The sequence below is a fragment of the Streptomyces sp. NPDC006458 genome (assembly GCF_040612135.1).
Lineage (GTDB): Bacteria > Actinomycetota > Actinomycetes > Streptomycetales > Streptomycetaceae > Streptomyces.
Genome location: NZ_JBEXPR010000019.1, coordinates 69,677 through 95,749 on the forward strand (window position 1 = coordinate 69,677; position 26,073 = coordinate 95,749).

At 69.9% G+C, this 26,073-nt stretch carries 26 protein-coding genes and 4 tRNA genes; 7 read left to right on the forward strand and 23 right to left on the reverse strand.

The genetic code is table 11. The annotated features are described in order from the left end of the window. Nucleotides 1–15: 15 nt before the first annotated feature. The 10 genes from rpoB to ABZZ79_RS25110 form a co-directional block, all read right to left on the reverse strand. A complete protein-coding gene (gene rpoB, locus ABZZ79_RS25065) occupies nucleotides 16–3,501 on the reverse strand; it encodes a DNA-directed RNA polymerase subunit beta (RefSeq protein WP_356692203.1) in 3,486 nt (1,161 codons plus the stop codon). A 578-nt stretch (nucleotides 3,502–4,079) separates the two neighbouring features. Further along, nucleotides 4,080–4,463 carry a 50S ribosomal protein L7/L12 gene (rplL, locus tag ABZZ79_RS25070; protein WP_356692390.1) on the reverse strand — a complete coding sequence of 128 codons (384 nt, stop codon included), beginning with the start codon at nucleotides 4,461–4,463 and terminating at the stop codon, nucleotides 4,080–4,082. Between the two features lie 108 nt (nucleotides 4,464–4,571). Further along, nucleotides 4,572–5,102, reverse strand: coding sequence for a 50S ribosomal protein L10 (gene rplJ / locus ABZZ79_RS25075; RefSeq protein ID WP_356692205.1), 531 nt, complete (start codon nucleotides 5,100–5,102; stop codon nucleotides 4,572–4,574). A gap of 312 nt (nucleotides 5,103–5,414) precedes the next feature. Next, nucleotides 5,415–6,269, reverse strand: a complete 855-nt coding sequence (locus tag ABZZ79_RS25080) for a DUF1396 domain-containing protein (RefSeq protein ID WP_356692207.1) — start codon at nucleotides 6,267–6,269, stop codon at nucleotides 5,415–5,417. A gap of 91 nt (nucleotides 6,270–6,360) precedes the next feature. Continuing rightward, nucleotides 6,361–7,218: a hypothetical protein gene (locus ABZZ79_RS25085; protein ID WP_356692209.1), complete on the reverse strand. Its 858-nt coding sequence runs from the start codon at nucleotides 7,216–7,218 to the stop codon at nucleotides 6,361–6,363. A gap of 165 nt (nucleotides 7,219–7,383) precedes the next feature. Continuing rightward, complete coding sequence (gene rplA / locus ABZZ79_RS25090; protein ID WP_356692211.1) at nucleotides 7,384–8,109, reverse strand: 50S ribosomal protein L1; 726 nt, start codon at nucleotides 8,107–8,109, stop codon at nucleotides 7,384–7,386. A gap of 76 nt (nucleotides 8,110–8,185) precedes the next feature. Further along, on the reverse strand, nucleotides 8,186–8,620 hold the full coding sequence (gene rplK, locus ABZZ79_RS25095) for a 50S ribosomal protein L11 (RefSeq protein ID WP_037627044.1): 435 nt from the start codon (nucleotides 8,618–8,620) through the stop codon (nucleotides 8,186–8,188). Between the two features lie 168 nt (nucleotides 8,621–8,788). Then, nucleotides 8,789–9,661, reverse strand: coding sequence for a transcription termination/antitermination protein NusG (gene nusG, locus ABZZ79_RS25100; protein WP_356692213.1), 873 nt, complete (start codon nucleotides 9,659–9,661; stop codon nucleotides 8,789–8,791). A gap of 80 nt (nucleotides 9,662–9,741) precedes the next feature. Beyond that, on the reverse strand, nucleotides 9,742–10,029 hold the full coding sequence (secE, locus tag ABZZ79_RS25105; RefSeq protein ID WP_356692215.1) for a preprotein translocase subunit SecE: 288 nt from the start codon (nucleotides 10,027–10,029) through the stop codon (nucleotides 9,742–9,744). 106 nt (nucleotides 10,030–10,135) lie between these two features. Then, nucleotides 10,136–10,208: transfer RNA gene (locus ABZZ79_RS25110), tRNA-Trp, on the reverse strand. A 308-nt stretch (nucleotides 10,209–10,516) separates the two neighbouring features. Here ABZZ79_RS25110 and ABZZ79_RS25115 point away from each other — a divergent pair. Together ABZZ79_RS25115 and ABZZ79_RS25120 are read left to right on the forward strand one after the other, a co-directional pair. After that, on the forward strand, nucleotides 10,517–11,743 hold the full coding sequence (locus tag ABZZ79_RS25115) for a pyridoxal phosphate-dependent aminotransferase (RefSeq protein ID WP_356692217.1): 1,227 nt from the start codon (nucleotides 10,517–10,519) through the stop codon (nucleotides 11,741–11,743). Nucleotides 11,744–11,860: 117 nt separating this feature from the next. Beyond that, nucleotides 11,861–12,892: an adenosine deaminase gene (locus ABZZ79_RS25120; protein WP_356692219.1), complete on the forward strand. Its 1,032-nt coding sequence runs from the start codon at nucleotides 11,861–11,863 to the stop codon at nucleotides 12,890–12,892. Between the two features lie 3 nt (nucleotides 12,893–12,895). Here the strand turns inward: ABZZ79_RS25120 and ABZZ79_RS25125 are convergent, their stop codons facing one another. The 10 genes from ABZZ79_RS25125 to ABZZ79_RS25170 form a co-directional block, all read right to left on the reverse strand. After that, a complete protein-coding gene (locus ABZZ79_RS25125) occupies nucleotides 12,896–13,036 on the reverse strand; it encodes a hypothetical protein (RefSeq protein WP_356692221.1) in 141 nt (46 codons plus the stop codon). Nucleotides 13,037–13,463: 427 nt separating this feature from the next. Then, a complete protein-coding gene (locus ABZZ79_RS25130; protein WP_356692223.1) occupies nucleotides 13,464–14,519 on the reverse strand; it encodes a UDP-N-acetylmuramate dehydrogenase in 1,056 nt (351 codons plus the stop codon). A 140-nt stretch (nucleotides 14,520–14,659) separates the two neighbouring features. Next, nucleotides 14,660–15,043 carry a DUF3291 domain-containing protein gene (locus ABZZ79_RS25135; RefSeq protein WP_356692225.1) on the reverse strand — a complete coding sequence of 128 codons (384 nt, stop codon included), beginning with the start codon at nucleotides 15,041–15,043 and terminating at the stop codon, nucleotides 14,660–14,662. Nucleotides 15,044–15,283: 240 nt separating this feature from the next. Then, nucleotides 15,284–16,744 (reverse strand): MFS transporter, encoded by a 1,461-nt coding sequence (locus ABZZ79_RS25140; protein ID WP_356692227.1) that lies wholly within the window; start codon nucleotides 16,742–16,744, stop codon nucleotides 15,284–15,286. Nucleotides 16,745–16,829: 85 nt separating this feature from the next. Continuing rightward, nucleotides 16,830–17,399, reverse strand: coding sequence for a TetR/AcrR family transcriptional regulator (locus ABZZ79_RS25145; protein WP_356692229.1), 570 nt, complete (start codon nucleotides 17,397–17,399; stop codon nucleotides 16,830–16,832). Nucleotides 17,400–17,557: 158 nt separating this feature from the next. Then, nucleotides 17,558–17,986, reverse strand: a complete 429-nt coding sequence (locus tag ABZZ79_RS25150; protein ID WP_356692231.1) for a MaoC family dehydratase — start codon at nucleotides 17,984–17,986, stop codon at nucleotides 17,558–17,560. Between the two features lie 7 nt (nucleotides 17,987–17,993). After that, nucleotides 17,994–18,446, reverse strand: coding sequence for a MaoC family dehydratase N-terminal domain-containing protein (locus ABZZ79_RS25155; RefSeq protein ID WP_356692233.1), 453 nt, complete (start codon nucleotides 18,444–18,446; stop codon nucleotides 17,994–17,996). A gap of 169 nt (nucleotides 18,447–18,615) precedes the next feature. Then, a complete protein-coding gene (gene rpmG / locus ABZZ79_RS25160; protein ID WP_003948671.1) occupies nucleotides 18,616–18,780 on the reverse strand; it encodes a 50S ribosomal protein L33 in 165 nt (54 codons plus the stop codon). Between the two features lie 90 nt (nucleotides 18,781–18,870). Continuing rightward, nucleotides 18,871–18,943 (reverse strand) — tRNA-Met (locus tag ABZZ79_RS25165). A gap of 46 nt (nucleotides 18,944–18,989) precedes the next feature. Continuing rightward, nucleotides 18,990–19,062 (reverse strand) — tRNA-Thr (locus tag ABZZ79_RS25170). A 346-nt stretch (nucleotides 19,063–19,408) separates the two neighbouring features. Here ABZZ79_RS25170 and ABZZ79_RS25175 point away from each other — a divergent pair. Together ABZZ79_RS25175 and ABZZ79_RS25180 are read left to right on the forward strand one after the other, a co-directional pair. After that, nucleotides 19,409–20,665: a hydrolase gene (locus ABZZ79_RS25175; RefSeq protein ID WP_356692235.1), complete on the forward strand. Its 1,257-nt coding sequence runs from the start codon at nucleotides 19,409–19,411 to the stop codon at nucleotides 20,663–20,665. 414 nt (nucleotides 20,666–21,079) lie between these two features. Beyond that, nucleotides 21,080–21,736: an SDR family oxidoreductase gene (locus tag ABZZ79_RS25180; RefSeq protein ID WP_356692237.1), complete on the forward strand. Its 657-nt coding sequence runs from the start codon at nucleotides 21,080–21,082 to the stop codon at nucleotides 21,734–21,736. A gap of 2 nt (nucleotides 21,737–21,738) precedes the next feature. On the opposite strand, the gene ABZZ79_RS25185 is transcribed toward ABZZ79_RS25180, so the two are convergent. Both ABZZ79_RS25185 and ABZZ79_RS25190 read right to left on the reverse strand, forming a co-directional pair. Beyond that, the gene (locus tag ABZZ79_RS25185) at nucleotides 21,739–21,951 is read right to left on the reverse strand and encodes a hypothetical protein (protein ID WP_356692239.1); all 213 of its coding nucleotides are present in this window, start codon (nucleotides 21,949–21,951) and stop codon (nucleotides 21,739–21,741) included. Nucleotides 21,952–22,123: 172 nt separating this feature from the next. After that, nucleotides 22,124–22,205: transfer RNA gene (locus ABZZ79_RS25190), tRNA-Tyr, on the reverse strand. A gap of 168 nt (nucleotides 22,206–22,373) precedes the next feature. Between ABZZ79_RS25190 and ABZZ79_RS25195 the strand changes: the two genes are divergently transcribed. From ABZZ79_RS25195 to ABZZ79_RS25205, 3 genes are all read left to right on the forward strand, one after another. Continuing rightward, entirely contained in the window at nucleotides 22,374–22,862 is a 489-nt protein-coding gene (locus ABZZ79_RS25195) for a YajQ family cyclic di-GMP-binding protein (protein ID WP_356692241.1), read from the forward strand. A 101-nt stretch (nucleotides 22,863–22,963) separates the two neighbouring features. Then, nucleotides 22,964–24,208, forward strand: coding sequence for an amino acid permease (locus ABZZ79_RS25200; protein ID WP_356692243.1), 1,245 nt, complete (start codon nucleotides 22,964–22,966; stop codon nucleotides 24,206–24,208). 233 nt (nucleotides 24,209–24,441) lie between these two features. Continuing rightward, the gene (locus tag ABZZ79_RS25205; RefSeq protein WP_356692245.1) at nucleotides 24,442–24,843 is read left to right on the forward strand and encodes a YccF domain-containing protein; all 402 of its coding nucleotides are present in this window, start codon (nucleotides 24,442–24,444) and stop codon (nucleotides 24,841–24,843) included. Between the two features lie 209 nt (nucleotides 24,844–25,052). Here the strand turns inward: ABZZ79_RS25205 and htpX are convergent, their stop codons facing one another. Then, nucleotides 25,053–25,916, reverse strand: coding sequence for a zinc metalloprotease HtpX (gene htpX, locus ABZZ79_RS25210; protein ID WP_356692247.1), 864 nt, complete (start codon nucleotides 25,914–25,916; stop codon nucleotides 25,053–25,055). Between the last annotated feature and the right edge of the window lie 157 nt (nucleotides 25,917–26,073).

Consider the following 26,073-nt stretch of genomic DNA (forward strand, 5'->3'; position numbering starts at 1 on the left):
CGAACCGGACTCCCGTCAGACCTCTTCGACGCTGCTCGGCTCGCGCCGGGACAGGTCGATGCCGAGCTCCTCCGCAGCGCGGAAGACGTCTTCGTCGGTGTCACGCATCTCGATGGACATACCGTCGCTGGACAGCACCTCCACGTTCAGGCAGAGCGACTGCATCTCCTTGATGAGCACCTTGAAGGACTCGGGGATGCCGGGCTCGGGGATGTTCTCGCCCTTGACGATGGCCTCGTAGACCTTCACGCGGCCGGTCACGTCGTCGGACTTGATGGTCAGCAGTTCCTGGAGGGCGTACGCGGCGCCGTACGCCTCCAGCGCCCACACCTCCATCTCACCGAAGCGCTGGCCGCCGAACTGGGCCTTACCGCCCAGCGGCTGCTGGGTGATCATCGAGTACGGGCCGGTCGAGCGGGCGTGCAGCTTGTCGTCGACCAGGTGGTGCAGCTTGAGGATGTACATGTACCCGACCGAGATCGGGTCCGGGAACGGCTCACCGGAGCGGCCGTCGAACAGCCGCGCCTTGCCGGTCGGGAGCACCATGCGCTCGCCGTCGCGGTTCGGGATGGTGTGCTGGAGCAGACCGGCCAGCTCGTCCTCACGCGCACCGTCGAAGACCGGCGTGGCGACGTTGGTGCCCGGGGCGACCTGGTCGGCGCCGATGTTCTGCAGGCGCTGGGCCCACTCGTCGGCGAGACCGGAGACGTCCCAGCCGCGGCTGGCGAGCCAGCCGAGGTGGATCTCCAGAACCTGTCCCGGGTTCATTCGGGACGGCACACCGAGGGGGTTGAGGATGATGTCGACCGGGGTGCCGTCCTCCAGAAACGGCATGTCCTCGATCGGCAGGATCTTGGAGATGACGCCCTTGTTGCCGTGACGGCCGGCGAGCTTGTCACCGTCGGTGATCTTGCGCTTCTGGGCGACGTAGACGCGGACCAGCTGGTTCACGCCCGGGGGAAGCTCGTCGCCCTCCTCGCGGTCGAAGACGCGGACGCCGATGACCTTGCCGGTCTCGCCGTGCGGCACCTTCAGCGAGGTGTCACGGACCTCACGGGCCTTCTCACCGAAGATCGCGCGCAGCAGGCGCTCCTCGGGGGTCAGCTCGGTCTCGCCCTTCGGGGTGACCTTGCCGACGAGGATGTCACCGGCGATGACCTCGGCACCGATGCGGATGATGCCGCGCTCGTCGAGGTCGGCGAGGACCTCCTCGGAGACGTTCGGGATGTCCCGGGTGATCTCCTCGGGGCCGAGCTTGGTGTCACGGGCGTCGACCTCGTGCTCCTCGATGTGGATCGAGGAGAGGACGTCGTCCTGCACGAGGCGCTGCGACAGGATGATCGCGTCCTCGTAGTTGTGACCCTCCCACGGCATGAACGCCACGAGCAGGTTCTTGCCCAGGGCCATCTCGCCGTTCTCGGTGGCGGGACCGTCGGCGAGGACCTGGCCCTCGATGACGTGGTCGCCCTCGAGGACGATGACCTTCTGGTTGACCGAGGTGCCCTGGTTGGAGCGGGCGAACTTGGCCAGGCGGTACGTGATGTACGTGCCGTCGTCGTTGGCGGTGGTGATGTAGTCCGCGGAGACCTCCTGGACCACACCGGCCTTCTCGGCCTTGACGACGTCGCCGGCGTCGACGGCGGAGCGGTACTCCATGCCGGTGCCGACGAGCGGGGCCTCCGCCTTGATGAGCGGAACGGCCTGGCGCATCATGTTCGCGCCCATGAGGGCACGGTTGGCGTCGTCGTGCTCCAAGAAGGGGATCATGGCGGTCGCGACCGACACCATCTGGCGCGGCGAGACGTCCATGTAGTCGACGTCCTCGGGGCTGACGTAGTCGACCTCGCCGCCACGGCGGCGCACGAGGACACGGGCCTCGGCGAAACGCAGCTCGTCCGTCAGACCGGCGTTGGCCTGCGCGATGACGAACCGGTCCTCTTCGTCGGCGGTCAGGTAGTCCACCTCGTCGGTGACCTGGCCGTCGACGACCTTGCGGTACGGGGTCTCGACGAAACCGAACGCGTTCACCCGGCCGTAGGAGGCCAGCGAACCGATCAGACCGATGTTCGGGCCCTCGGGGGTCTCGATCGGACACATGCGGCCGTAGTGCGACGGGTGCACGTCACGGACCTCGAAGCCGGCCCGCTCACGGGACAGACCACCCGGGCCGAGCGCGGACAGACGACGCTTGTGCGTCAGCCCGGACAGCGGGTTGTTCTGGTCCATGAACTGCGACAGCTGGCTGGTGCCGAAGAACTCCTTGATGGAGGCGACGACCGGCCGGATGTTGATCAGGGTCTGCGGCGTGATCGCCTCGACGTCCTGGGTCGTCATGCGCTCGCGGACGACGCGCTCCATACGGGCCAGACCGGTGCGGACCTGGTTCTGGATGAGCTCGCCGACGCTGCGCAGACGACGGTTGCCGAAGTGGTCGATGTCGTCCGTCTCGACAACGATCGTGTCGCCGTTGTCGCCGGCGGTCTCGGTCTCGCCGGCGTGCAGCTTCACCAGGTACTTGATCGTCGAGATGACGTCCTCGACGGTCAGGATGCCCGCGTCCAGCGGGGCGTCCGCACCCAGCTTCTTGTTGACCTTGTAGCGGCCGACCTTCGCCAGGTCGTAGCGCTTGGGGTTGAAGTACAGGTTCTCCAGCAGCGTCTGCGCGGCCTCACGCGTGGGGGGCTCGCCCGGACGCAGCTTGCGGTAGATGTCGAGCAGCGCGTCGTCCTGGCCCTGGGTGTGGTCCTTCTCCAGGGTGGCGCGCATGGACTCGTACTCGCCGAACTCCTCCAGGATCTGCTCGGTCGTCCAGCCGAGCGCCTTGAGCAGAACGGTGACCGACTGCTTGCGCTTGCGGTCGATACGGACACCGACCATGTCGCGCTTGTCGATCTCCATCTCCAGCCAGGCACCCCGGGACGGGATGATCTTGGCGGAGAAGATGTCCTTGTCGGACGTCTTGTCGATGGAGGAGTCGAAGTAGACACCCGGCGAACGGACCAGCTGCGACACCACGACACGCTCGGTGCCGTTGATGACGAAGGTGCCCTTGTTCGTCATGAGCGGGAAGTCGCCCATGAAGACCGTCTGGGACTTGATCTCGCCGGTCTCGTTGTTGGTGAACTCGGCCGTCACGAACAGGGGCGCGGCGTACGTGAAGTCGCGCTCCTTGCACTCGTCGATCGAGTTCTTCGGCGGCTCGAAGCGGTGGTCGCGGAAGGTCAGCGACATCGACCCGGAGAAGTCCTCGATCGGGGAGATCTCCTCGAAGATCTCCTCCAGTCCGGACTTGGTGGGGACGTCCTGTCCGTTCTCCAGAGCCTCCTCGACCCGACTCTGCCAGGCGGTGTTGCCGAGCAGCCAGTCAAAGCTCTCGGTCTGCAGCGCGAGCAGGTTGGGAACCTCAAGAGGCTCCTTGATCTTTGCAAAGGAGATGCGCAGCGGGGCGGTGCTGGCGGCATTGTTCGTATTCGCGGTCGAGGCAGTGCGCGAGGCGGCCAAGAGGGGGTCCTTCCGAGGGCTCGGACTCACTACGCGCGTACCGGCCCCTCACTCACGCAAAGAGACAGACTCTTCCCGATTTGGCTCTTTGGCCAGGTCGGAGAAGTCTGAACAACAATGCCGAGGTGAGGGCAGACCCCTGGTGACGGGCAGGGGACAGCTAACAGGCAGCGCAAAGGGTCAGTGTAGCCACTTGGCACACTGATGTCCAGTGCGGGTTTTCGCGAACCCTCGTTGTTCTCAACCCCTGCGACAAGGCCACGCCCTCAACGCACGTTGATACTGCCCTCTTCGCCGTCGATCCATGCCTCGGATTCGGACCGTTGTGACGACGCGTCCTGAGAATTGCGCGCTGCGTGCGGTTCGTCAAGGCCCCCTGGCCGGAACCAGGACGTTCGAAGACACGACGAAGATCACCATACCGCCCGCCGTACCGGGTGCAAGGCAACCGCGACCGCCCCTCCGGGAACGCCGAAGAGCGACCACCCGGATGGATGATCGCTCTTCGGTGCGTCAGCGTTACAGCCCTCTCGGGCCGCAATCAGCTCGCATGAGTCCCTGGCGGACCCGTGAAGGTCTTACTTGACCTCGACGGAGGCACCGGCGCCCTTGAGGGCCTCGGCGGCCTTGTCAGCGGCCTCCTTGTTGACCTTCTCCAGGACCGGCTTCGGGGTGCCGTCGACCAGGTCCTTGGCCTCCTTCAGGCCCAGGGAGGTGAGCTCGCGCACGACCTTGATGACCTGGATCTTCTTCTCGCCGGCGCCGGTGAGGACGACGTCGAACTCGTCCTTCTCCTCGACGACCTCGACCGGGGCGCCCGGGGCACCCGGGGCGGCGACGACGGCCGCGGCGGCGGCGGTGACGTCGAACTTCTCCTCGAACGCCTTCACGAACTCGGAGAGCTGGATCAGGGTCATCGACTCGAACTCGGCGAGCAGTTCGTCCTGGGTGAGAGCCATGATGGCTTTCCTTCCACTAATTCGGCGGGTGCCGGATGTACATGAATGGCGGGCGTACGTTCGGCCCGCTACGACCGCTGCCGTCAGGCGGCGATCATGATGCGAGCCGAATTACTCGGCACCGCCCTGCTCGTCCTGCTTGGCGCGAAGGGCGTCCACGGTGCGGACGAGCTTCGTCGGAAGCGCCTGGAAGAGCTGCGCAGCCTGCGTCTGCTTGCCCTTCATGGCGCCCGCCAGCTTGGCGAGCAGAACCTCGCGGGACTCGAGGTCCGCGAGCTTCTTGATCTCATCGGCGGACAGCGCCTTACCGTCAAGGACACCGCCCTTGATGATGAGGTTCGGGTTGTCCTTGGCGAAGTCACGCAGACCCTTCGCCGACTCCACCGGGTCACCGGTGACGAAGGCGACGGCCGTCGGACCAGCGAAGAGCTGGTCGTCCAGCGTGATCCCGGCCTCGTTGGCCGCAATCTTGGTCAGCGTGTTCTTCACCACGGCGTACTGGGCGTTCTCACCGAGCGAACGACGCAGCGTCTTGAGCTGCGCCACGGTGAGACCGCGGTACTCGGTCAGCACGGCGGCGTTCGAGCTACGGAACTTGTCCGTCAGCTCGGCAACCGCGGCAGCCTTGTCGGGCCTCGCCATAGAGCCTCGGCCTCCTTCCGGGTGATTCGGACCGCGCGGACCCGAAGGAGGACTGGGGAAAACGAAACGCCCCGGCGCAGGCGCACGGGGCGGACTCGACCGGTTGCGCACGGCTTGCGCGTGCACTCCGGGAGTTCTTCCACAGTCACCTGCGCGGGTCGCCCGCATTTACAGCGGATCCTTCGGCCACCGCGCCCTCTCGCGAGCGCACGGCAACGACCAGCGGTCTTTGGCTTCTTGAGGAGAGTACGTGACCGGATCGCCCACAGGCAAATCCGGTCGTACGGGATCGTCGTACGCGGTCCCGGGGGCTCAGCTCTCGCCCAGCTCACCCATCATCTCGGCGAGGTCCATGGTGTCCTTCGCGGGCGGGGCGGTCACCTTCACCGGCTCGTTGACGGCGAGGAAGGTGATGGTCAGGTCCAGCGGGCCCTGGTCGGCGTCACCACGCATGCGGAACTGCTTGGTGTGGTGCTCGCCGTCCACCCACATGTCCATCGTCATCGTCTCGACACCGAGGTCCTCGTAGCGGTCGATGCTGCTCTCCCGCCGCTCCCGGGTCCGGGCGTCCTCGTCCTTCAGCCCGGCCCGCAGGTCGTCGAGGCTCACCGTGCCGCGGTAGTGCGTGGTCCGCACCCCGTCGACGCTCTCGGTGCCGACCTTCTCCACGTCCTCGGCGCCGGTCATGAACGCCGACTCCGCGGCCGGGTTCCGCTCGGCCTGGGCCGCGCCGAGCCCGGCGGAGTCCGCGCCGCCCGCCTGGTCCAGAGCGGACATGTCGAACTTCAGCCAGCTCCGGCCGTCCATCTCCTCGGCGGCCTCGGCTCCCCCGCCCAGGTACATCGCCTTGCCGACGAGCCGGATCTCGACCTCGCCGCTCTCCTCGGCCGTCGCGCCGTCGACCGTCATCCGCATGCTCATCGCGAGCGGCTCGACGCTCATCGACGCGGTCCCCGTGACCTTGCCCTGGCCGGGCACGGAGCCCTTCATGCGGTACTCGAAGGTCTTGATGTCGTCGGCGTTCCTCGCGGCCGCGGCGACGGCCGCGGCCGGCTCCATCTCCGGCGACTCGTCGGTGCCCGCGGAACAGCCGACCGCGCCGGCCAGCAGCACCGCCGCGAGCCCCGCGGCCACGGTCCCGCCACGCGTACGTACGGAAAGGGCCATGGATTCCCCCCACGGAAAAGATGGCAGATACACAGTCCGCGTCGGAGCGTAGCCGAGGGCTCCGGCCGGGGCCTCCGAATTGTTCCCGGCCTCAGGAGGCGGCCGGGCCCGGTGTCATCAGGTCCTTGAAGTCCTGGGTGTCGCCTGGCGGGGGCGGCGCCACGCTCACCCGCACGCCGTAGTCGCCGTAGAAGCACGTCTGGGTGACCCGCCCGGTCGCCGTGCGGTCCTGCTCGACCTTCTTGACCAGCAGCCCCTCGCCGTCGACCCATACGTCGACGGTCTGCTCGGTGACACCGGCCCGCCTCAGACGCTCGCGCAGTCCGGGGTCGGTGACCTCGGCGGCGCGTGCCGTCCCCCTGTAGCGGGTGGTGCGCTCGCCGCGGACCGTCTCCACCGCGACCCGGCGCACGTCCCCGGCGGCCAGTACCAGCTTCACGGCCTGCTGCGGGGCGGCCTCGCGGATCTGCTCGGCGAGATAGGCGCCGGAGGCCCCGCCGAGCCCGGCCAGGTCGTCCCAGGCGTAGCGGATCCAGTGCCGGCCACCGGCCTTGGCGGCGAAGGCGTCCCCCATGCGCGCGTAGTACGCGTCGGGCAGATAGCGGGCCTGCATCGAGGTGGTGCCCAGGGCGCGCATCGTCTCGGCGATGCTGCCGCCGGTGTAGGTGATGGTGAGGGCGCCGGTGAGGCCGCCGTCCCAGGCGAGCGTGCCGGCCGAGGTCATGGAGACGTCCGTGCCCAGGGCCGTGCTGGACTCCACGCGCGCCGAACCGGCCCGTCCGGTGGCCCGCTCGGCGGCCCGCAGCGCGGCGACCGCGGCGGGCTGCGCTGTGGCCGTACGGCGCTCGGTGGCCTGTGGCGCCGGGTCGCCGGCGCCGGTGCACCCGGCCGCGCCCGCGAGCAGCAGGGCCCCGAGCAGCACCCGGCCCCGCCTGGTCCTGCCGGTCATGCGTCCTCCCCCGTGCCGGTCGGCTGCCCGCACGCTAGCGCAGGCGTCTGGAGCGAGAACGGGCTCGCCGAGGCGCGGGTTCCTGGAACGGGAACGGGCCCCGCACCTGAGAGCAGGTGCGGGGCCCGTGAACCGACTTCAGCGAGCCTCGGGGGCTCGGCCCGGTCAGACAGCTGCCGGGTCCTCCTCGACGAGGAGGTTGCGGGTGCGGTTCGAGTCGACCGGAATGCCGGGGCCCATCGTGGTGCTGATGGCGGCCTTCCTGATGTAGCGGCCCTTGGCGGCGGACGGCTTCAGACGGAGGATCTCCTCCAGGGCCGCGCCGTAGTTCTCCACCAGCTTGGTGTCGTCGAACGACGTCTTGCCGATGATGAAGTGCAGGTTCGAGTGCTTGTCGACGCGGAACTCGATCTTGCCGCCCTTGATCTCGGTGACGGCCTTGGCGGTGTCGGGGGTGACGGTGCCGGTCTTCGGGTTCGGCATCAGACCACGGGGGCCGAGGACGCGGCCGAGGCGGCCGACCTTGCCCATGAGGTCCGGGGTGGCGACGACGGCGTCGAAGTCCAGACGGCCCTTCGACACCTCGTCGATGAGTTCATCGGCGCCGACGATGTCGGCGCCCGCGGCACGAGCGGCCTCGGCACGGTCACCGGTCGCGAAGACCAGGACCCGGGCGGTCTTACCGGTGCCGTGCGGGAGGTTCACGGTGCCACGGACCATCTGGTCGGCCTTGCGCGGGTCGACACCCAGACGGAAGGCGACCTCGACGGTGCCGTCGAACTTGGTCGTGGAGGTCTCCTTGGCGAGACGGACGGCCTCGAGCGGGGCGTAGAGCTTATCCCGGTCGATCTTGGCGTCCGCAGCGCGGAGAGACTTGCTGCGCTTGCTCACTACTGCTCCTGGGGTTTTCTTAGGAGTCGTGGTCCGGGCCGAGCAGGCCCCACCACTTCTGCTGGAAGGTTGGGGGTCAGCCCTCGACCGTGATGCCCATGGAACGGGCGGTGCCGGCGATGATCTTCGCGGCGGCGTCCAGGTCGTTGGCGTTGAGGTCGGGCATCTTGGTGGTGGCGATCTCGCGGACCTGCGCCTCGGTGATCTTGGCGACCTTGGTCTTGTGCGGCTCGCCGGAGCCCTTCTCCACACCCGCGGCCTTGAGGATCATCTTCGCGGCCGGCGGGGTCTTGGTGACGAAGGTGAAGGAGCGGTCCTCGTAGACCGTGATCTCCACCGGGATGACCCAGCCACGCTGCGACTCGGTCGCGGCGTTGTAGGCCTTGCAGAACTCCATGATGTTGACGCCGTGCTGACCGAGCGCGGGGCCGACCGGCGGGGCCGGGTTCGCCGCACCGGCGTTGATCTGGAGCTTGATGAGCCCCGTGACCTTCTTCTTCTTGGGAGGCATAGCTCTCCGGGTCCTTTCGATTCGGGTCCTGCCCGTGTGCGGGAATCACCCGGACGCAGGCATACCGCACAACGATAACGGGTATGGATGCGCGGCCAAAAACCGAGCAGGTCAGACGAGCCTAGACGGCTCGTCCGACCTGTTCGGAAGTGTCGTGCCCAGAAGGGGTCAGTTCTTCTGGATCTGGTCGAAGCTCAGCTCGACCGGCGTCTCGCGGCCGAAGATCTCCACCAGGCCCTTGACCTTCTTGGAGTCGGCGTTGATCTCGTTGATCGTGGCCTGGAGCGTGGCGAACGGGCCGTCGGTGACGGTGACCGAGTCGCCGACCTCGAAGTCCAGGACCTGGACCTCGACCTTGCGCTGCGGCGCCGGCTTGCCCTCGGCCTCGGCAGCCTCGCGCGCCGCCTTCTCCTCGGCCTCCGGGGCGAGCATCTTGACGATCTCGTCCAGGGTCAGCGGGTACGGGTCGTAGGCGTTGCCCACGAAGCCGGTGACGCCGGGGGTGTTGCGGACGACGCCCCAGGACTCGTTCGTCAGGTCCATGCGCACCAGCACGTAGCCGGGGAGCTTGTTCTGACGGATCGTCTTGCGGTCGCCGTTCTTGATCTGGACGACCTCTTCCTGCGGCACCTCGGCCTGGAAGATGTAGTCCTCGACGTTCAGGGAGACCGCGCGCTGCTCCAGGTTGGTCTTCACGCGGTTCTCGTAGCCGGCGTAGGTGTGGATGACGTACCACTCGCCGGGCAGGGTGCGCAGCTCCTCGCGCAGGGCGGTGATGGGGTCGACGGGCTCGGCCTCCTCGGCCTCGGCCTCTTCCTCGGCTGCATCGGCCTCGTCGGCCTCCGCCTCCGCGGTGTCGTCCTCGTCCTCGTCGTCCTCGACGTCCTCGACGTGCAGAGCGGCTTCCTCGGCGGCCTCGCCCGCCTCGGCATCGGCAGCCTCGAACTCGTCCAGGTCCTCGTCCGCGCCCTCGACGATGTCGAGCTCGTCGTCCACCGACTCATCGGGCTCGATGGCGTCGTTCAGGTTCTGGTCAGACACGGTGGCTGCTTCTTCCTGGATACATAGGGGTGGAACATGCGAAAGGGGCGCCGGTAACCGCGGCGCCCTTCGCTCTTGGCTCAGCCGAAGACGTACTTGGCTGCGTGGTCGAGTCCATAGTCAATCACGGTGACCAGGCCGATCATGATGAGCACGAACACGATCACGACGGTCGTGTACGTGGTCAGCTGGTTACGTGAGGGCCAGACCACCTTGCGGAGTTCCGCGACGATCTGGCGGTAGAAGAGCGCGAGACGCTTCAGCGGGCCCTTCTTGGCGCGCTTGCCGCCCTTGCGCGCCTTCTTGTTGGACTCAGGCACCTCGTCCTGGGCATCAGGCGTGTCGAGGGAGCCCACGGCGTCCGTCATTCGTCCTCACCTGGTCCCGGGTCGTGGCCGTGCCGCGCCCGGTCTGAGCCGCACGGCGAGTGCAATGCTGTACGTACCTGCGCACACATCCTGGCGGAGTGTGTAGCAGGGCCGGAGGGACTTGAACCCCCAACCGCCGGTTTTGGAGACCGGTGCTCTACCAATTGAGCTACGACCCTTCACGTGTCCCCCAACGTACCGCATCCGGACGGGTGCAAGGTGTGCGCCGCGTGCGGTGCGGGCCGCTGAAGGCCAACGAGGTGTGAGTGTACGTGGTCCTGAGCCGGTCGTCGAACAGAAAGCGCTCCGTGGGGGCCTGGAACGCGAAAGATCGCCGGAAGTCAGCCGGAAGATCACCCGGCACGGCCGCCACGGCCCGACTTCCACCACCGTGGCGTCCGGACAACTGTTCACACGGCGGTCCACCACGGTTCAGTACGTGAAACCCGTGTGCCGGGCGGGTTTCGGGTCTGGAACGATGGGCCCCATGAGCGCTGCAACCCCTCCCACCGAGCGCCGGGTCTCCGCCCGCGTCGGCGCGATCTCCGAGTCCGCCACCCTTGCCGTGGACGCCAAGGCCAAGGCCCTCAAGGCCGCCGGGCGTCCGGTGATCGGCTTCGGCGCGGGTGAGCCGGACTTCCCGACCCCCGACTACATCGTCGAGGCGGCCGTCGAGGCCTGCAAGAACCCGAAGTACCACCGCTACACGCCGGCCGGCGGTCTGCCCGAGCTGAAGGAGGCCATCGCCGCCAAGACGCTGCGGGACTCCGGCTACCAGGTGGAGGCCTCCCAGGTCCTCGTCACCAACGGCGGCAAGCAGGCCATCTACGAGGCGTTCGCCGCGATCCTCGACCCGGGCGACGAGGTCATCGTCCCGGCCCCGTACTGGACGACCTACCCGGAGTCGATCCGGCTGGCCGACGGCGTCCCCGTCGAGGTCGTCGCGGACGAGACGACCGGCTACCGCGTGAGCGTGGAGCAGCTGGAGGCGGCCCGCACCGAGAACACCAAGGTCCTGCTCTTCGTCTCCCCCTCCAACCCGACCGGCGCGGTCTACACCCGCGAGCAGATCGAGGAGATCGGCCGCTGGGCCGCGGACCACGGCCTGTGGGTCCTGACCGACGAGATCTACGAGCACCTGGTGTACGGCGACGCGGAGTTCCACTCCCTGCCGGTGGTCGTGCCGGAGCTGGCCGACAAGTGCATCGTGGTCAACGGTGTCGCCAAGACGTACGCCATGACGGGCTGGCGCGTGGGCTGGGTCATCGGCCCGAAGGACGTGGTCAAGGCCGCGACCAACCTCCAGTCGCACGCCACCTCCAACGTCTCCAACGTGGCCCAGGTCGCCGCCCTCGCGGCCGTCTCCGGCGACCTGTCGGCCGTCGAGAAGATGAAGGAGGCCTTCGACCGCCGCCGCAAGACGATCGTGCGGATGCTCAACGAGATCGAGGGCGTGTACTGCCCCGAGCCCGAGGGCGCCTTCTACGCCTACCCGTCGGTCAAGGGTCTGGTCGGCAAGGAGATCCGCGGCAAGCGCCCGCAGGACACGGTCGAGCTGGCCGCGCTGATCCTGGAGGAGGCCGAGGTCGCGGTCGTCCCGGGCGAGGCCTTCGGCACTCCGGGCTACCTGCGTCTGTCGTACGCGCTCGGTGACGAGGACCTCGTCGAGGGCGTCTCGCGCGTCCAGAAGCTGCTGGCGGAGGCCAGGGACTGACGTTCCCTTCTTCGCGGGGCCCCGCCGATCCGGCGGGGCCCTGTTTCTTTGTGCGGGCAGGACCTCATAGGGGGAAACCGCTACCGGGACATGCACGGCGTACGGCAGGATCGGCGAATGGAGCGTGTACGTGATGTCTCTGAACTGCCGAAGGCCCATCTGCACCTGCATTTCACCGGCTCGATGCGGCCGGGTACCGTGCTGGAGCTGGCCGACAAGCACGGCGTGCGCCTGCCGGAGGCCCTGACGGAGGCGCTTACCAGCGGGGAGCCGCCGCAGCTGCGGGCGACGGACGAACGCGGCTGGTTCCGCTTCCAGCGGCTGTACGACGCGGCCCGCTCCTGCCTCAGAGAACCCGAGGACATCCAGCGGCTGGTGCGCGAGGCGGCCGAGGAGGACGTCCGGGACGGTTCGGGCTGGCTGGAGATCCAGGTCGACCCGACCTCGTACGCGCCGCGGCTGGGCGGGCTGATCCCGGCGCTGGAGATCATCCTGGACGCGGTGGAGACGACCTCGCGGGACACCGGGCTCGGCATGCGGGTGCTGGTCGCCGCGAACCGGATGAAGCATCCGCTGGACGCGCGCATGCTGGCCCGGCTCGCGGTGCGGTACGCCGACCGCGGCGTGGTCGGCTTCGGGCTGTCGAACGACGAACGCCGGGGCATGGCACGGGACTTCGACCGCGCCTTCCACATCGCGCGGGAGGGCGGCCTGCTGTCGGCCCCGCACGGCGGCGAGCTGACCGGCCCGGCCTCGGTCCGCGACTGCCTGGACGATCTGCACGCCGACCGGATCGGGCACGGGGTGCGGGCGGCGGAGGACCCGCGGCTGCTGAAGCGCCTCGCCGACCGGGGCGTGACCTGCGAGGTGTGCCCGGCGTCCAATGTGGCCCTGGGCGTCTACGAGAAGCCCGAGGACGTACCCCTGCGTCGCCTGTTCGAGGCCGGGGTCCCGCTCGCGCTGGGCGCCGACGACCCGCTGCTGTTCGGCTCCCGTCTCGCCGCCCAGTACGACATCGCCCGCCGGCACCACGACTTCACCGACCAGGAGCTGGCGGAACTGGCCCGTCAGTCGGTGCGCGCCTCGGCTGCGCCGGAGAAGACGAAGGCGAAGCTGCTGGCGGGGGTGGACGACTGGCTGACCGGCTGAGGGTCACAGACCGCTGAGCGGCAGGGTCGGCTTCCCGCCGTCGGGCTGGTGGGCGTAGAGGACCTCGTGGTGCTCGACGAACCGTCCCCGGTCCGGGGCGGCCCGCAGGGCGTCGGCGGCCTTCTCGGAGCCGTGGCCACCCACCCGGAGGCGAGTGCGTACTCGACCCTGACGTGGCCGGTCGTGACCAGGGCCTCGCCGCTGCCCTGGGTCTCGAACCGCCCGCACACCGGGCGGCGCATGTCGTCGTAGAGATGCACGGTGGTCCTGGCCCCTCGGAGCTGACGCGGACGGTGGTGCCGTCCGGGGCGATCGACTCGGCGATGCTCGCGACCGTCGCGTACCCCTCGGCGCCGGTGGTGCCTGGGCCGTCGGTGTCCTCGGCGCGTCCGCCGCACCCGGTGGCGAGCGCGGCCGCCATGGCGATGACGACCGCGATCACGGCCGTACGACGTCGTCCTGCGCCCCGCACGGGTGCCCCAACCCGATGCGCCTCCTCTGGCGCGACGGAGGTCGGCCCCCTGCGCTCCCCGAGGGCGCGCGCACGCGAGTGACCCCCGGCGACCTGCGGCTACAGGCTGACGCCGACCGTCACCGGCTCGTTGACGAGGGTGATGCCGAAGGCCTCGCGCACTCCGGCGACGACCTCGCGGGCGAGGGTCAGCAGGTCCTCGGTGGTGGCCTCGCCGCGGTTGGTGAGGGCGAGGGTGTGCTTGGTGGAGATACGGGCCGGGCCGGAGCCGTAGCCCTTGGTGAAGCCGGCCTTGTCGATCAGCCAGGCCGCGGAGGTCTTGGTGTGCCCCTCCCCCGCCGGGTAGGCGGGCGGCTCGACGCCGTCGCCGAGGCGCTCGCGCACGCGCGCGTGGAAGGCGGCGAAGGCGGTGTCGGTGAGGATCGGGTTGGTGAAGAACGACCCGGCGGACCAGGTGTCGTGGTCCTCGGCGTCGAGCACCATGCCCTTGCCCGCCCGCAGCTTCAGCACCGTCTCGCGGGCGTCCGCGAGCGGCACCCTCTCCCCCGGCTCCACTCCGAGGGCCCGGGCCGTCTCGGCGTAGCGGATCGGCGCCGAGAGGCCGCCCGCGTCCTCCAGCTCGAAGCGGACGCGCAGGACGACATAGCGCTCGGGGTCGGCCTTGAAGCGGCTGTGCCGGTAGGAGAACGCGCACTCGGCGTTGGTGAGCGCGACCGTCTCGCCCGCGCGGCGGTCGTAGGCGATCACCTCGGTGACGGTCCTGGAGACCTCCTGGCCGTACGCCCCCACGTTCTGGATCGGCGTAGCGCCCGCCGAGCCCGGGATGCCGGCCAGGCACTCGATGCCCGCGAGGCCGGCCTCGACCGTGCGGGCGACCGCGTCCGTCCACACCTCGCCCGCGGCCAGCTCCAGCCGGGTGCCGCAGAGCTCCACGCCGCGCGTGGCGATGCGCAGGGCGGTGCCGGCGAAGCCCTTGTCGCCGATGACCAGGTTCGACCCGCCGCCGATCACCAGCAGCGGGGTGCCGGTGGCGTCCGCCTCGCGCACGACGTCGATCACCTCGGCGTCGGTCGTCGCGGTGACCAGCCGGGTGGCGGGGCCGCCCAGCCGGAAGGTGGTCAGCGGGGCGAGGGGGGCGTCGTGGAGTTCCAGCACGCGCCCAAGACTACGAGACGCCTACGACAGCGGATGCGCGGTGCGCGCCGGGGTGCCCCGCCGCCCGCGCCACACGGACGGACGGCCCCGCCTGTGTGGTGGGGCCGTCCGTCTTCGGGTGCTGCACGCGCGCGTGCCGGTCAGCTGGTCAGGCGGCTCTGGGCGTCCGGCCAGCGGATGGGGAGGCTGTCGGACGGCACGGTCCAGGTGGCGAACTTCACGTCCCGCATCTCGGTGGCCAGGCCGCGCGAGGTGGGGGCGTGGGTGCCGGAGCGGGCGAACGTCTTGAGGGCGTCGGCCGACTCCCAGGCCGACAGCGTCCAGAAGGTGCGCTTCAGGGGCTGCGCCTTGAGGGTGGCCCCGTAGGCTCCGGGCGCCTTGCTCACCTGGCGCCAGACGCCCGGCGTAAGGGCGAGGAACTTGAGCGCGCCCCAGAAGGTCTTGGTCTCGAAGCGCGAGGCGAAGATATGGGCCTCGGTGGCCTGCGGCGGGGTGTTCGGCACGGTCCAGGGCAGGGTGGGCATGTCGGGCTCCTTGTCACGTGGGGCGAGACGGGTCGCCGGTCGGGGGGAAGCTGGGGGGCGGGTCGGGGGAAGCTGGGGGGCGGGTCGGGGGAAGCTGGGGGGCGGGTCGGGGAAGGCAGCGGGCGGGTCGTACGGACGGCTGGTCGTGGGGCCGGAGACTTTCGCCGTCCCGGTCGGCGGGATACCCGTCAACGGGATCGGACAGTCCGACGGGATCATGAATTCCCGGTCGGTGCCCGGTCAGCGGGACGCGGTCGTTTCGAGGACCTTCGACGGTTCCTCGGGTCCGGTCGCCTCGGCCATGGCCAGGACGGCGCCGCGCCGGGCGGGGACCGCCAGGGCCGCGAGACCGGCCAGGGCCAGCACGGCGGCTCCGACGGCGATGGCGGGACGCAGGCCGTCGACGAAGGCCTGGGCGGACTCGTAGCCGCCCTGGGCCGAGAAGATCGAGGACATGATCGCGATGCCGAGCGCTCCGCCGACCTCGCGCAGGGCGTTGTTGGCTCCGGAGGCGACGCCCTGCTCCTCGGCCGTGACGCTGGCCATGACCAGGGCGGAGGCGGGTGCGAAGAACAGCGCCATGCCGATGCCGCTGAGCACCAGGCCGGGCAGCTGGGAGCCGTAGGAGGCGTCGGCGGTGGCCACGACGGAGAGGTAGGCGAGGCCGGTGGCCTGGATGAAGAGACCGGCGGCGACGACCGGGCGGCCGCCGATGCGGTCGGACAGGATGCCGGCGACGGGCGCGACGAGCACGGACATGCCGGTCCAGGGCAGCATCCTCAGGCCCGCCTCGGTGGGCGAGTAGCCGAGCACGCCCTGGAGGTACTGGCTGAGCAGGAAGATCGAGCCGAACATGCCGAGGTACATCAGCATGCTCGCGGCGTTGATCCCGGAGAAGGCGCGGGAGCGGAACAGCCGCATCGGCAGCATGGCGTTCTTCGCGCGGCCGCTGTGCAGGACGAACGCGGCGAGCAGCGCCGACCCGGTGAACAGGCCGAGCAGGACGGACTGTCCGGTCCAGCCGTCGACCGGGCCGCGGACCAGGCCGTAGACGATCCCGAAGAGTCCGGTGCTGGCCAGCAGTGTGCCGGTCACGTCGAGCCGGGCACCGCTGCCGTACGACTCGGCCAGCCGCAGCCGGGCGAGCGGCAGCAGGGCGATGCCGAGCGGGACGTTCAGCCAGAAGATCCACTGCCAGGACACGTGTTCGGTGAGCGCACCGCCGATGAGCGGCCCGGAGGCGACGGCGAGACCGTTGACCGCGCCCCAGATGCCGTACGCCATGCCGCGCTTCTCGGCCGGCACGGCCGCGGTGAGCAGGGTCAGGGTGAGCGGCATCATCACGGCCGCGCCGACGCCCTGCACCGCGCGGGCGGCGATCAGCGAGTCGATGCCGGGCGCGAGGGCCGCGGCGGCGGAGGCGAGCGTGAAGATCGAGAGCCCGACGGCGAAGAGCCTGCGGCGGCCGAAGCGGTCACCGAGCGCCGCACCGAACATCAGCAGCACGGCGAAGGTGAGCGTGTAGGCGCTCACGGTCCATTCCAGGTCGTGCAGCCCGCCGCCGAGGTCCTCGCGGATGGAGGGCAGGGCGGTGGTGACGACCAGATTGTCGAGGGCTGCCATGAACCCCGCGACGCCGGTGATGACGAGGGCCCAGCCGACTCCTCCTGCCCGGGCGCTCGGTTCGCTGTGCTGTGACATCGCTCCCCCAGAGGATGTTCTTGATTAGTTATTACTGACTAACTTTCGTGGACATGAGAAGGCCCTGGCCTCCTCACTCCGACCGCTACTTCTCCAGCCGGCCCTTGAGCCGGGCCGACGGATACAGCCCTTCCCACACCCGGTGCCCTGGCGGGAAGCCCATGGAGACCAGGCAGTTGATGAGCATGCCGTGCGCGAGGAAGGTCGTCGTGTCGTCGACCTCCGCGCCCAGCGCCCCGTGGACGGTGTCCCACAGCCGGGTCCAGCCGGCCCGCACCGCCTCACCGAGCTCCTGGTCGCCCTCCTGCTCGGCGGCGGCCACGGCGACGTACATCTGCATCTGCATCATCAGCAGCTCGGGCCGCTCCGCGATCACCTTGGTGTAGGCGTTGGCCATCGCATGCAGCGCCTCGCCGCCCTCCAGCCCCTCGGCCGCCTCGTGGAAGGTGCGGATGGTGTCCTCCACGCACCGCTCGGCCGCCGCCAGGAAGATCGCCTTCTTGCCGGGGAAGAGCCGGAAGAGATACGGCTGCGAGACGCCTACGCGCTTGGCGATCGTGTCGGTGGACGTGCCGTGGTACCCGCCGCGGGCGAACTCCAGCGTCGCCGCGCGGATGACGCTCTCGCGTCTCTCCTCTGCGCTCATCCTGACCATGCTGCAAAGTTAGTACTCAATCACTAACTTAGTCAAGCGGAGACCCCGGCCATACCGAAAGGGCGCCCTCACCTGGGAGGACGCCCTTTCGGGAAGCTTCTGCGCTCAGACGCTTCGGGGCTTCGGTGCCGCTGCCCTCGTGTGCTTTCGCACTTCGGTCAGGCCAGCCGCACGACCGCGCGCGGCATGGCGAGGACCTTCTCACCGCCGCTGGTCACGAGGAGGTCCACCCGGACGGTGTTGTCGTCCAGCTTGGCCGCGACCTTGCCGGTGACCTCGATCTCGGCCCCCCGCTCGTCGTTGGGGACGACCACGGGCTTGGTGAAGCGGACGCCGTACTCCAGCACCGCGGCCGGGTCACCGGCCCAGTCGGTGACCACACGGGCCGCCTCGGCCATGGTGAACATGCCGTGCGCGATGACGTCCGGCAGCCCGACCTCCCGGGCGAACTTCTCGTTCCAGTGGATCGGGTTGAAGTCACCGGAGGCGCCCGCGTAACGGACCAGGGTGGCGCGCGTCACGGGGAAGGTCTGCGCGGGCAGTTCGGTGCCGACCTCGACGTCGGCGTAGGCGATCTTCGCGGTCATCTGCTGCTCACGCCTCCTCGGCCGCGCGGGCCACGAGCTTGGTCCAGGCCGTCACGACGTGCTCGCCGGCCTCGTCGTGCACCTCTCCGCGGATGTCCACGAAGTCGTTGCCGGCCATCGACTTGATCCGCTCGATGGTCGAGGTCACGGTCAGCCGGTCACCGGCGCGCACCGGGCGGGTGTAGGCGAACTTCTGGTCGCCGTGCACGACGCGGTCGTAGTCCAGGCCGAGCTGCGGGTCGTGGACGACGTCGCGGGCGGCCTTGAACGTGATCGCGAACACGAAGGTCGGCGGGGCGATCACATCGGCGTGACCGAACGCCTTCGCGGCTTCCGGGTCCGTGTAGACCGGATGGGAGTCACCGATGGCCTCGGCGAACTCCCGGATCTTCTCCCGGCCCACCTCGTAGGGCTCGGTGGGCGCGTAGGTGCGCCCCACGAAGGACTGGTCGAGTGCCATGGGATCGGCGCCTCCTGGTCTCAGCTGTGGTCGAACAAGGTGTCGCCGCTCCGGCCCGACGTCACTGCCGAAGCGCTGTGCGGCAGTGCGGCTCCGCGGCGGGTGCGGCCGAAATGGCACGAGGCCGCCCCCCTGAAACAGCGGGGGCGGCCTCGTACGTGAAACTGAGTCAGCGCGTTTCGCGATGCGCGGTGTGCGCATTGCAACGCGGGCAGTGCTTCTTCATCTCAAGACGGTCCGGGTTGTTACGCCGGTTCTTCTTGGTGATGTAGTTCCGCTCCTTGCACTCCACGCAGGCCAGCGTGATCTTCGGGCGGACGTCGGTGGCAGCCACGTGAGTGCTCCTTGACGAACGGATAGGCTTGGTTCAACGCAAGAAAGAGTAGCCGATCGAAGGACCGACCCCCGAATCGGCTACTGTTAGTAGCGGTGACCGGACTTGAACCGGTGACACAGCGATTATGAGCCGCTTGCTCTACCGACTGAGCTACACCGCTTTGATGTGATCAGTTCCCGTCTTATGACGGGAACCTCTCTCACCAGAGCCCCAAAACGGAATCGAACCGTTGACCTTCTCCTTACCATGGAGACGCTCTGCCGACTGAGCTATTGGGGCGAGCGATGAAGACATTACACGGTCCGCGGCCGTTCACCCAAATCCGTATTCAGGGGGCCTCGCGACCCCTGTCCGCACCGCTCCCGGCAGCCCTTCGGGTCCCACCCGTCACCCGCTTCCACCTGGGGCCACACCGGTACGACTATTGCGCTCCTCCCGGCCGTGGGACGACGGCCGCCCTAGGCTCGACTCACTCTGTGTGATCTTGCCGCGTCACGCGGGGATGCCGGGGGTGAGCCTCCTGATCTCCGCCGCCCCGAGCCCCGCGTCCCGCGCGGGGAGCGCCTTCGTCCCGCGCCCTGTGTCCTGCGCACCGAGCGCCTTCGTCCCGAGCCCTGGGAGTGCGATGCCCGACAGCCAGCCGCAGCCGCAGCCCTCGTCGCCCTCGCCCGGCCCCTCGGGGCAGGCCGACTCGCTGCTGCTGTGCGGGGCCCGGCTGACCGACGGCCGGACCGTGGACGTACGGCTGGGCGGCGGGCGCATCGAGGCCGTCGGCACGGCGGGCAGCCTCGGCGGCACCGCCCGCGGCTCCGGGGCGCGCGTGGACCTCGGGGGCTACCTCCTGCTGCCCGCCCCCGCCGAGCCGCACGCCCACGGCGACACCGCGCTCACCGCCGACGAGGACGGACCCGTCTCCTACGACCCCTACGACGTGCAGCGCCGTGCCACCGAGGCGGCTCTGCTGCAACTCGGCCACGGGGCCACCGCGTTGCGCGCCCATGTGCGCGTGGGCGACGTGCAGGGGCTGGGCGCGCTGGGCGCCGTCCTCCAGGCGCGGCGCTCACTGCACGGGCTCGCCGAACTGACCACCGTGGCCGTGCCGCGGCTGCTGACCGGCGTGGCCGGCGCCGACGGGCTCGCGATGCTGCGGGACGCGGTGAAGATGGGCGCCTCCGTGGTGGGCGGCTGCCCCGACCTGGACCCCGACCCGACGGGCTACGCCGAGGCGGTCCTGGAGATCGCCTCCGAGCACGGCTGCCCGGTCGACCTGCACACCGACGCCGTGGACCCGGCGCGGCTCGCCCGGCTCGCCGCGATGGCCGGCGGACTGCGGCCCGGCGTGACGCTGAGTCCCTGCGCCGGCCTGGCCGGACTGCCCACCGAGGCGGCCTCCCGCACGGCCGACCAGCTCGCGGCGGCCGGGGTCGGCGTGGTGTGCCTGCCGCAGGGCGGCTGCGCGGGTGTCGACCGCCGCGGCACGGCCCCGGTGCGCCTGCTGCGCGCGGCCGGGGTGCGCCTCGCGGCCGGCAGCGGGGCGCTGCGGGACGTCTCCAACCCGGTGGGCCGCGGCGACCCTCTGGAGGCCGCGTACCTGCTGTCCTCCCGCTACGGCCTGCGCCCCGAGGACGCCTACGACACCGTCAGCGCCTCCGCCCGTGCCGTACTGGGCCTGCCCGAGGTCCGGGTCGAGGCGGGTTTCCCGGCCGAACTCCTCGCGTTGCGCGGCGACCGGCTGTCGGGCGCGCTGTCCCTGGCGTACAGCCGGATCGTCATCCACCGGGGGCGCGTTGTGGCGCGGACCAGCGCGGTGCGGGAGTACTGCAACTCGACCGTGGCCGCGGAACTGGGGTTGCCGCGGCAGGGGCGTGGGGAGTTGTCGTAGGCGGGGGCCGGGGCGGGGGTCCTGTGACGGAGGGTTACGTGCGGGGCGCGGGTTCGAGGGGTTCGGGCTCGTGGGGTTCGGGCTCGTCGGGTTCGGGCTCGTCGGGTTCGGGCTCGGGGGGTGCGGGATGGCGGCGCGCGGGTTCCGGGTTCTCGGGTGCGGGTTCCTGGGGTGCGGATTCGGGGGGCGGGGCGCGGCGCGCGGTTCCTGGAGGGGCGCGCGGTGCGCGGGTTCGTCGGGCGCGGGCTCGTGGGGCGGCGGGCGGTGCGCGGGCCGGGGCGGCGCGCGGGTTCGTCGGGCGGCGCGGGTGTGTGTGGGCCTCGTGCGGCTCGTGCGGTGGTGCGGGTGTGCGTGGGGTGTACTGGCGTTCGAGTCGCGCGGCGTGGCGGGGGTTTCGGGCGTACGGTCGGAGACATGCGCATTGTCATCGCTGGAGGGCATGGTCAGATCGCGCTGCGGCTGGAGAAGCTCCTGTCCGCGCGCGGTGACGAGGTCGCGGGCATCATCCGTAAGCCCGAGCAGGGCGACGACCTGCGGGCGGCGGGCGCCGAACCGGTGCTGCTGGACCTGGAGTCGGCCACGGTGGAGGGCGTCGCCGCGCATCTCCAGGGCGCGGACGTGGCGGTGTTCGCGGCGGGCGCGGGACCGGGCAGCGGGGCCGCGCGCAAGGACACCGTGGACAAGGGCGCGGCCGTGCTGTTCGCCGACGCGGCGGTCCGGGCGGGCGTACGGCGTTTCCTGCTGGTGTCCTCGATGGGCGCGGACCCGCGGCATGAGGGTGACGAGATCTTCGACGTGTATCTGCGCGCCAAGGGCGAGGCGGACGCCCATGTGCAGCGTCAGGAGGCCCTGGACTGGACGGTCCTGCGCCCCGGTTCGCTGACGGACACCCCCGGGACCGGGCTGGTCCGCCTGGAGGCCCACACCGGCCGCGGCGCGGTCAGCCGCGACGACGTGGCCGCCGTGCTCGCGGAACTCGTCGACACCCCGGCGACGGCCGGCCTGACGCTGGAACTGATCGGCGGCTCGACCCCGGCCTCGGTCGCGGTGAAGTCCGTGGCCGGGAACTGACCTCAGAACAGCGGCAGTTGCCCCGGGAACTCGGGGACGGCGTAACCGTCCAACGACGGCTGCACCGCCCCGAGCTGCGCCGGCCGTCTGGATCCGGGGCACGAGACGAGCCGAGCGCTCTCCCGGACCCCGGGCGGGTCGTGCCGTGCGAACCGTCCGGCGACGACGGCGATCTCACGACGGCACTCGGGGCAGTTCCTGCGACGGGACGACATGTGATCAGTGTGCCCGGGGGGTCTGACAACCACCCGGCCCGGCGGTCACCGGTTCCGGTGTCACGGCGGGTGATCGACGACACAAGGCGGTCGGCGCGTGGGCGCGGCAGCGCGTCGGCACGGAGAATGAGAAAGACCCCCTCCGTCTGCACGGAGAGGGTCTTCCTCAGTGTGGCGGCGCCAGGATTCGAACCTGGGTAGGCTAAGCCGACGGATTTACAGTCCGCTCCCATTGGCCACTCGGGCACACCGCCATGGGTTCGCTGCTCGGAGCCGCTTTCCAGCGGCGCTCCGTGGCAACGACGTAAACAATACCTGATCCCAGGGGGTGCTTCGCCACCCGATTGATCAGTGCTGAGATCGCTAGGCTTGGGGCTTATCCGCAGGGCGACACACCGCATCCGAGCAAGGAGCCACACGTCATGGCCGACTCCAGTTTCGACATCGTCTCCAAGGTCGAGCGGCAGGAGGTCGACAACGCACTCAACCAGGCCGCCAAGGAGATCTCGCAGCGCTACGACTTCAAGGGGGTCGGCGCCTCGATCGCGTGGTCCGGCGAGAAGATCCTCATGGAGGCGAACTCCGAGGACCGGGTCAAGGCGATCCTCGACGTCTTCCAGTCCAAGCTCATCAAGCGGGGCATCTCGCTGAAGTCGCTGGACGCGGGCGAGCCCCAGCTCTCCGGCAAGGAGTACAAGATCTTCGCGTCCATCGAGGAAGGCATCTCCCAGGAGAACGCCAAGAAGGTGGCGAAGATCATCCGCGACGAGGGCCCCAAGGGCGTGAAGGCCCAGGTCCAGGGCGACGAGCTGCGCGTCAGCTCCAAGAGCCGTGACGACCTCCAGGCCATCATCTCGCTGCTGAAGGGCAAGGACTTCGACTTCGCACTTCAGTTCGTCAACTACCGGTGACCCCACCGGTCGTGCGGGGCGGGCATCCGGGCAGCACCCGGGGTGCCCGCCCTCCTCGTAGGTGAACCAGGTGTTCGATCCGCTTCGCTAGGGTGCGCCGCATGACGCACCCTTCCGGTCCCGCCGGCCTGCGCCGCACGCTCGGTGTGGGCGACGCCGTGGTCATCGGGCTCGGCTCGATGATCGGCGCCGGGATCTTCGCCGCGCTCGCCCCTGCCGCGCGAGCGGCCGGCTCCGGGCTGCTGATCGGGCTGGCGCTGGCCGCCGTGGTCGCCTACTGCAACGCCCTCGCCTCGGCCCGGCTGGCCGCGCTGTACCCCGCGTCCGGCGGCACGTACGTGTACGGGCGCGAGCGGCTCGGGCCCTTCTGGGGCTATCTCGCGGGCTGGTCCTTCGTCGTCGGCAAGACCGCCTCCTGCGCGGCGATGGCGCTCACCGTCGGGGCGTACGTCTGGCCGGGGCAGGCGCACGCGGTCGCGGTCGCGGCGGTGGTCGCGCTGACCGCCGTGAACTACGGCGGCCTGCAGAAGTCAGCCCTGCTGACCCGGGGAATCGTCGCCGTCGTGCTGGCCGTCCTCGCCCTCGTGGTGGTCGTGTGCCTGAGCTCCGGTGACGCCACGGCCGCCCACCTGGACATCGGCGCCTCGGACGGTCTGGACGGCATCCTCCAGGCGGCCGGACTGCTGTTCTTCGCCTTCGCCGGGTACGCGCGGATCGCCACGCTCGGCGAGGAGGTGCGGGACCCGGCGCGCACCATCCCGCGCGCGATCCCCCTCGCCCTGGGCATCGCTCTGGCCGTGTACGCGTGCGTGGCCGTCGCGGTGCTGGCCGTACTGGGCCGGGAACGGCTGGGACAGGCTGGTGCGCCGCTGGCCGACGCTGTGCGCGCGGCCGGGATGCCGGGGCTGGTGCCGGTCGTGCGGGTGGGGGCCGCCGTCGCCGCGCTGGGCTCGCTGCTCGCGCTGATCCTCGGTGTCTCGCGCACGACCATGGCGATGGCCCGTGACGGTCATCTGCCGCGTCAACTCGCCGCCGTGCACCCCCGCTTCCAGGTCCCCCACCACGCCGAAGTCGCCGTGGGCGCGGTCGTCGCCGTCCTCGCCGCGAGCGCCGACCTGCGGGGCGCGATCGGCTTCTCCTCCTTCGGCGTGCTCACCTACTACGCCATCGCCAACGCCTCCGCCTGGACCCTCGACCCGGCCCCGCGCGCCCGCGCCCTGCCGGTGCTGGGTCTGCTGGGCTGCGCCGTGCTGGCCTTCTCGCTGCCGGGGGGCTCGGTGCTCGTGGGGGCGGGGGTGCTGGCGGCCGGGGCGGTCGTGTACGGGGTGCGGGGGCGGGTGGGCTAAGGCCCTGTGCGGCCTCCTGAGGTGCGATCCCGCGCCTCAGCACCCGCCTCGGTAGACGCGGAACGGCCTGTCCGTCACAGGCCGATCCTGGACGCCGTGACGCCGGACGGGGTCATCTCCGTACGTTCCCGATCGCGCTGCAAGGGCGCTCCGGTTCTGCCTGAAGGCGTGACCTGCTGATACTGGTGATAGCAGGACAGTCTCGGGCGGACCCACCTGGAGAGGTATCGATCATGAAGCTGTTCAACCTGCTGCTGAACATCATCTGGGTCGTCTTCTGCGGCATCTGGATGGCGATCGGCTACCTCATCGCCGCGCTGATCTGCTTCATCTTGATCGTCACCATCCCATTCGGCATCGCGTCCCTACGCATCGCAGGTTTCGTCCTCTGGCCGTTCGGCCGCACCACGGTGGAGCGGCCGGGCGCTGGAGCCGGCTCGTTCATCGGGAACGTGATCTGGGTGATCTTCGCGGGGTGGTGGCTGGCCCTGGCCCACCTGGCCACGAGCATCCCGCTGTTCCTGTCGATCATCGGGATCCCGTTCGGCTGGGCCAACCTGAAGCTGATCCCGATCTCGCTCATGCCATTGGGACGTGAAGTGGTGCCGACAGACCAGGGCTTCGGAGGCAGGTGACCGTTGACGACCCCAGCGAACCGGTGGGACCGTTGACGACCCCAGCGAACCGGTGGAGGCGGAGAATGGTCGGTTCGCTCGCGCGCGGTCGTCTTCGAAGCACTTCAACGCCCAAACGTCCGACGACACCTGGAGCCGCGTGAATGCGGCGCCCACGTACGTGGAACAGGTCCCTCTCCCGGAGATTCGGCCTGCCCTCAGGATGAGCTTCATCTTCGAGTACCCGCCATCCGTTCGAGGCGCGTGATGCGCTCCGCCATGGGCGGGTGGGTCGAGAACATTCGGGACATGCCCTGGCCGGGCCGGAACGGGTTGGCGATCATCATGTGGCTCGCGGTCTCGATCCGGGGCTCGGGCGGCAGCGGGAGCTGTTTGGTGCCCGCTTCGAGCTTGCGCAGGGCGGAGGCGAGGGCGAGGGGGTCACCGGTGAGCTGGGCCCCGGAGGCGTCGGCCTCGTACTCGCGGGAGCGGCTGATGGCCAGTTGGATGAGAGAGGCCGCGATCGGGCCCAGGATCATGATCAGGAGCAGGCCGAGCAGGCCGGGGCCGTCGTCGTCGTCCGAGCGGCCGATCGGGATCAGCCAGGCGAAGTTGACCAGGAAGAGGATCACCGAGGCGAGGGCTCCGGCGACCGACGAGATGAGGATGTCGCGGTTGTAGACATGGCTGAGCTCATGGCCGATGACACCGCGCAGCTCGCGCTCGTCCAGCAGACGCAGGATGCCTTCCGTGCAGCACACGGCGGCGTTGCGCGGATTGCGGCCCGTCGCGAAGGCGTTGGGTGCCTCCGTCGGGGAGATGTAGAGGCGGGGCATGGGCTGGCGGGCCTGGGTGGAGAGCTCGCGGACCATGCGGTACAGGGCGGGTGCCTCGAACTCGCTCACCGGGCGGGCACGCATCGCGCGTAGCGCCAGCTTGTCGCTGTTCCAGTAGGCGTACGCGTTCGTGCCCAGGGCGATCACCACCGCGACGATCAGTCCCGTACGGCCGAAGAAGCTGCCGATGACGATGATGAGCGCGGACAGTCCCCCGAGGAGTACTGCGGTCCTGAGCCCGTTGTGCCGGCGGTGCACGGTACGCCCTCCAAGTGGTGCGGCAGGGGAACCCTTTGCTGCGTGATCTCCGATGCCACTGGTGCCGTGGTGACACGTCCAGTGGACCCTCCCGTTTTGGACAACGCGAGGCGAGAGCCACTAGTTCCCTTGTGCGCGCCGGGCGCGTGGCGGCGGG